Genomic DNA, 1,512 nt, shown 5'->3' with positions numbered 1-1,512 from the left:
CAACGCCGTTCAGTTAGGGCGGTGGCTGGTTCGTCAAGGGTCGTCGGTGATGACGTCGATTCTGGTGGTGGCCTTGTAGGTGCGGCGGTCGATGTTCGGTCCTCGGGCCTGGTACTTGGAGTTCGAGCGTTTGATCATGCGGGTCTTGGTGCGGATACGGCGGTCGGGCAGCAGGTTCGCCAGGACCCGTTCACCGATGACGCCGACCAGGTCGATGACGGTATCGGCGATGACACCAGCGGCCTGCGTGACCTGGTCGCGTGCGGCGTTGAGGGCGGTGGTGAAGCTGGCCCGGTCCGGATCGAGACCGGGTTGGCTGTCGGTGGCGTCGACCATGGCGGTGCGTAGCACCTGGTAGGCGATCAGCAGAGCGTGGATCTCCTGGTCGACGCCATCGGGGGTGCGGGCGCGCAGGACCCGACCACCGAGGATGGTGGATTTGAGTTCGAGGTAGGCGGTTTCGATCTCCCACCGCTGGTGGTAGAGCCGGGCCAGGTCGGCGGCCGGGTAGCGGTGGGCGTCGAGGAGAGTGGTGATCAGGCGGTAGTCCCCTGTGTGGCTGCCGCCCGTGGTGGTGATGCTGATTCTGGCTTCGATGACGCGGACGCGCTGGCTGCCGATGACCGTCAGCCAGGATCCGTCGGGACAGCGGCGGATCAGCGGGAGTTTCCGGCCGGTCTTGCAGCGGACCAGCAGGTCGGCTCCGGTCGCCGCGAACGTGGTGATCAGATCGGCGGCGGCGTAGTTGCGGTCGGCCAGCAGCAGCATCCCGGCGCGGAGGCTGCGGGCCAGCCGCCGCGCCTGGGCGATCTCGCCGGTGGTGACCGGGTCGAACACCGCGTCGAGCATCGAGCGGGTGCCGCATGCGAGCAGGGCGCTCAGCCGCAGGCTCGGATAGCCGGAACCGCCGTGGTTTCCGCGTTGTTTGACGTAGCGGCGCAGGTTGGCCGTCGAGTCCGCGACGGCGAGTACGGTGCCGTCGAGGACGACCGGCAGCAGACCCCGCCACCACACCTGTGCGACAGCGCCGGTGGCCGCCGGGCCGCGGAGCACGTCGAACAAGGCCCGCAGCGGGGACGGGCCGAGTCGTTGCCGGGCCTGCCGCAAAGCGCTCGCGCTGGGATCGGCGACTGGTAGCCCGCGTAGGCCGGCGACGAGTTTCGCCCACACCTGCCGATAGCCGAGATCGGCGAACAGACAACCAGCCAGTAGCAGGTACACCACGACCCGGGCCGGCAACAACCGAACCCGTTGCTGCGTACGCCGGGTCGCGGCCAGAACGTCGTCGACCATCTCGAACGGTACGAGGCGGGTCAACTCACCGAGATGACCCGCCGCGAACGGACCGGCGGCTACCGTGACCGTACGGGTTATGGCAATCTGATCCACCGAGCGGGGTTCCTGGTTCGGGTTGTCTTGGAGTGACAAACCTTGATACCGGAACCCCGCTTCTCACTCCCCGATCAACACGCCCCTTGACCAGCCACGCCCACGCCTAACTGAACGGCGTTG

At 67.8% G+C, this 1,512-nt stretch carries 1 protein-coding gene; it reads right to left on the bottom strand.

The genetic code is table 11. From position 1 onward, the window contains the following. Positions 1-33 precede the first annotated feature (33 nt). Positions 34-1,389 carry an IS4 family transposase gene (locus tag ACFYM6_RS36135; RefSeq protein WP_387282037.1) on the bottom strand — a complete coding sequence of 452 codons (1,356 nt, stop codon included), beginning with the start codon at positions 1,387-1,389 and terminating at the stop codon, positions 34-36. Between the last annotated feature and the right edge of the window lie 123 nt (positions 1,390-1,512).

The sequence above is a fragment of the Micromonospora sp. NPDC006431 genome (genome assembly GCF_042870725.1).
Taxonomy (GTDB): domain Bacteria; phylum Actinomycetota; class Actinomycetes; order Mycobacteriales; family Micromonosporaceae; genus Micromonospora.
This window is presented reverse-complemented; position numbering and strand designations above follow the sequence as displayed.